The sequence below is a fragment of the Nocardiopsis sp. MG754419 genome (assembly GCF_018207095.1).
GTDB lineage: Bacteria > Actinomycetota > Actinomycetes > Streptosporangiales > Streptosporangiaceae > Nocardiopsis.
The window spans coordinates 1-2,562 of sequence record NZ_QOCZ01000288.1; the positions used below are offsets into that span (position 1 = coordinate 1).

Below are 2,562 nucleotides of genomic sequence, written 5' to 3' on the forward strand. Positions count from 1 at the left end.
GTCGAAGTAGGGGCGGAATTCGTTGATGGCGTCCTGGGAGTTCTTGCGCATGAACACCTGGCCGCCCAGGCCGACGATGGCCTGGTCGGCTTGGCCGTGGCCGTAGTGCTCGAAGCGGCGGCGGTAGAGGGAGATGAGTTTGCGGGTGTGGGTGGCGGGCCAGAAGATGTTGTTGTGGAAGAAGCCGTCGCCGTAGTAGGCGGCCTGTTCGGCGATCTCGGGGGTGCGGATGGAGCCGTGCCAGACGAAGGGTGGGACGCCGTCGAGGGGGCGTGGGGTGGAGGTGAAGCCCTGCAGGGGGGTGCGGAACTTGCCTTCCCAGTCCACGACGTCCTCGCGCCACAACCGGTGCAGGAGGTTGTAGTTCTCCAGTGCCAGGGGGATGCCCTGGCGGATGTCCTGTCCGAACCAGGGGTAGACGGGTCCGGTGTTGCCGCGTCCCATCATCAGGTCCACCCGGCCATCGGCCAGGTGTTGGAGCATCGCGTAGTCCTCGGCGATCTTGACCGGGTCGTTGGTGGTGATCAGCGTGGTGGAGGTGGACAGGATGAGTTTGTCGGTGCGCGCCGCGATGTAGCCGAGCATGGTCGTGGGCGAGGAGGCCACGAACGGGGGGTTGTGGTGCTCGCCGGTCGCGAACACGTCCAGCCCCACCTCCTCGGCCTTGAGCGCGAGGGTGATCATCGCCTTGACCCGCTCACGCTCGGTCGGACGCTCGGTCGGTGTCCGGCCGGTCGTGGGGTCCTGTGTCAGGTCCCCGACGGTGAAGATCCCGAATTGCATCGCACCCGTCTCCTTGTGATCGCTGTGTCGAGCGCGATGTCGGATGCGTTCGCTGTGCGCGCGACACCGTTGCCGTTCGGTTGATGAGTCAACCACATTATGCGATCCAGGAGGTTGATTAGTCAACTAAATTTGCGTCCGATGCCCGAGGCCCCTCGTCCTCCCGGGCGTGGGGGGGGGAGACGCCGTCGGGGTCGGGAGGGTGTCGCTCTGCCACGGGGCTCGCTCGCCGGTCGGCGACGCACGGCCGAACACACGGCCCGACGCATCGTCCCCGCTGTGGACGTGGGATCCGCTCCTTTCCCGACCGCCGGGGACTCCGCTCTAGCCGCCCCCGTCCAGCAGCGCGTTCCACCGCAGACGTGTCGCGCGCTCCACGCTGGACGTCGAGGCGCCGAGAGCGAGGAAGGCGTTGAGCCACCATGGCGGTTCGACCGGCGAGGTGAAGGTGCCGAAGCGTTCGGCGATCGGTGGCACCTGGGAGACCACCTCGACGCTCTGCGGAAGCCCGAAGAGGAGCGCGACGATGAGCGGGAGCAGCGACACGACGCGGATACCGCGGCCCGGCGTCGGACGCTCGTGGTCCGGTCGTGCGCGGCGTCCCTCCGCCGAGCGCGCGTCGGGGACCAGCCGACGCTCCCCGCCCTCGGCGTTGATGAGGTGGCAACGTTTGAGGCCGAAGGACGTGGGCGCCACCTCGATCGTTCCCCGGCACGGGGAAGAGCGCAGGGAGCCCCCCGGAGACGGCGTGATGCCGGCCGTCGAGGTAGAGATGGGCCCCGCCCTTGCCGTCCTCGGTCATGACCCGTTGCCGGTACGGGACGTCGACGGAGTAGACCACCCGACGTCCGTCGTCGTCGGTCATGGGGAGGTGGAGGAGCGCCCGAGAGCGTTGCTGCCATCCGCGGAAGGGCTTCTGCGCCCGTCCGTTCCCGCTCTTGACGCGGCGCGGGGCCGCGCGTTGCTGCCGATCTTTGATCACGTCGGGCTCCGTGTTGCTGTCGGGAAGCTCCGGGTGCGGCGCCCCGTCCCGCACACCGGTCGGGCGGGGCGCGGTGCCGGTCACCATTCCCAGGCCTGCCCTCGGGGCGGAGTCGACCCTCCGGGGCGCCGCATCGAAGGCGCGTGTTCGTGGGTGGGCGCGGGGGAGCGTGAGCAGGTCGGGAACCGTCGCACGGGGCATCGGCGGGCCGCCTGGCATCAGTGCCGGTGTGCGCGAGGGCACGACCACGGGGCCGGGTTCGCCGGGGCATCCGTGAGGGCGGGCGTGGACCCTCGACGCACGCGCGTGCGACACCACGGGCGTGGGCGGCCCTCCGGTTCCGCCGGAATGTCCGCGGCGAGTGTCACGATGGGCTCTCGCACCGACCCAGGAGGACGTCCATGTCGTTCCAGGCCTACCTCGATGCCATCGAGGACAAGACCGGTCTCGTTCCGCGTGTACTCGTCGATCGCGCCAAGGAGCGCGGCTATGACGAGCCCGGCGTCAAGGCGGGCACCATCGTGGCGTGGCTCGCGGAGGACTACGGCCTGGGCCGTGGCCACGCCATGGCCTTGGTCCACGTGATCAAGAAGGGTCCGACGATCGACTCCAAGCACGTGGGCACCTCCGGTACTCATCGGGACGCCTCCACCGAGCTCTGGCTCGACGGCAAGGCGACCGACCCGCACCGGACCTGAGGTCGCGCCCCACGAACCGGAGGGGCGTGTCCGCCTTCGCTCCGGCTCGTGGCCGGCGCTTCCGTGTCGTGTCCGAGCGGCGTGGGCGGTTCGAGGAAG

The 2,562-nt window shown here is 69.6% G+C and carries 3 protein-coding genes; 1 reads left to right on the forward strand and 2 read right to left on the reverse strand.

Annotated elements, in window-relative coordinates; genetic code table 11:
• Positions 1-783, reverse strand: a 783-nt coding sequence (locus DSY14_RS27665; RefSeq protein ID WP_211719543.1) for a CE1758 family FMN-dependent luciferase-like monooxygenase, incomplete at its 3' end; no start/stop codon positions are given.
• Positions 784-1,107: 324 nt separating this feature from the next.
• Positions 1,108-1,479 carry a hypothetical protein gene (locus DSY14_RS29515; RefSeq protein WP_307851357.1) on the reverse strand — a complete coding sequence of 124 codons (372 nt, stop codon included), beginning with the start codon at positions 1,477-1,479 and terminating at the stop codon, positions 1,108-1,110.
• A 687-nt stretch (positions 1,480-2,166) separates the two neighbouring features.
• Here DSY14_RS29515 and DSY14_RS27675 point away from each other — a divergent pair.
• The gene (locus tag DSY14_RS27675) at positions 2,167-2,463 is read left to right on the forward strand and encodes a DUF4287 domain-containing protein (protein ID WP_211719544.1); all 297 of its coding nucleotides are present in this window, start codon (positions 2,167-2,169) and stop codon (positions 2,461-2,463) included.
• Positions 2,464-2,562: the final 99 nt, after the last annotated feature.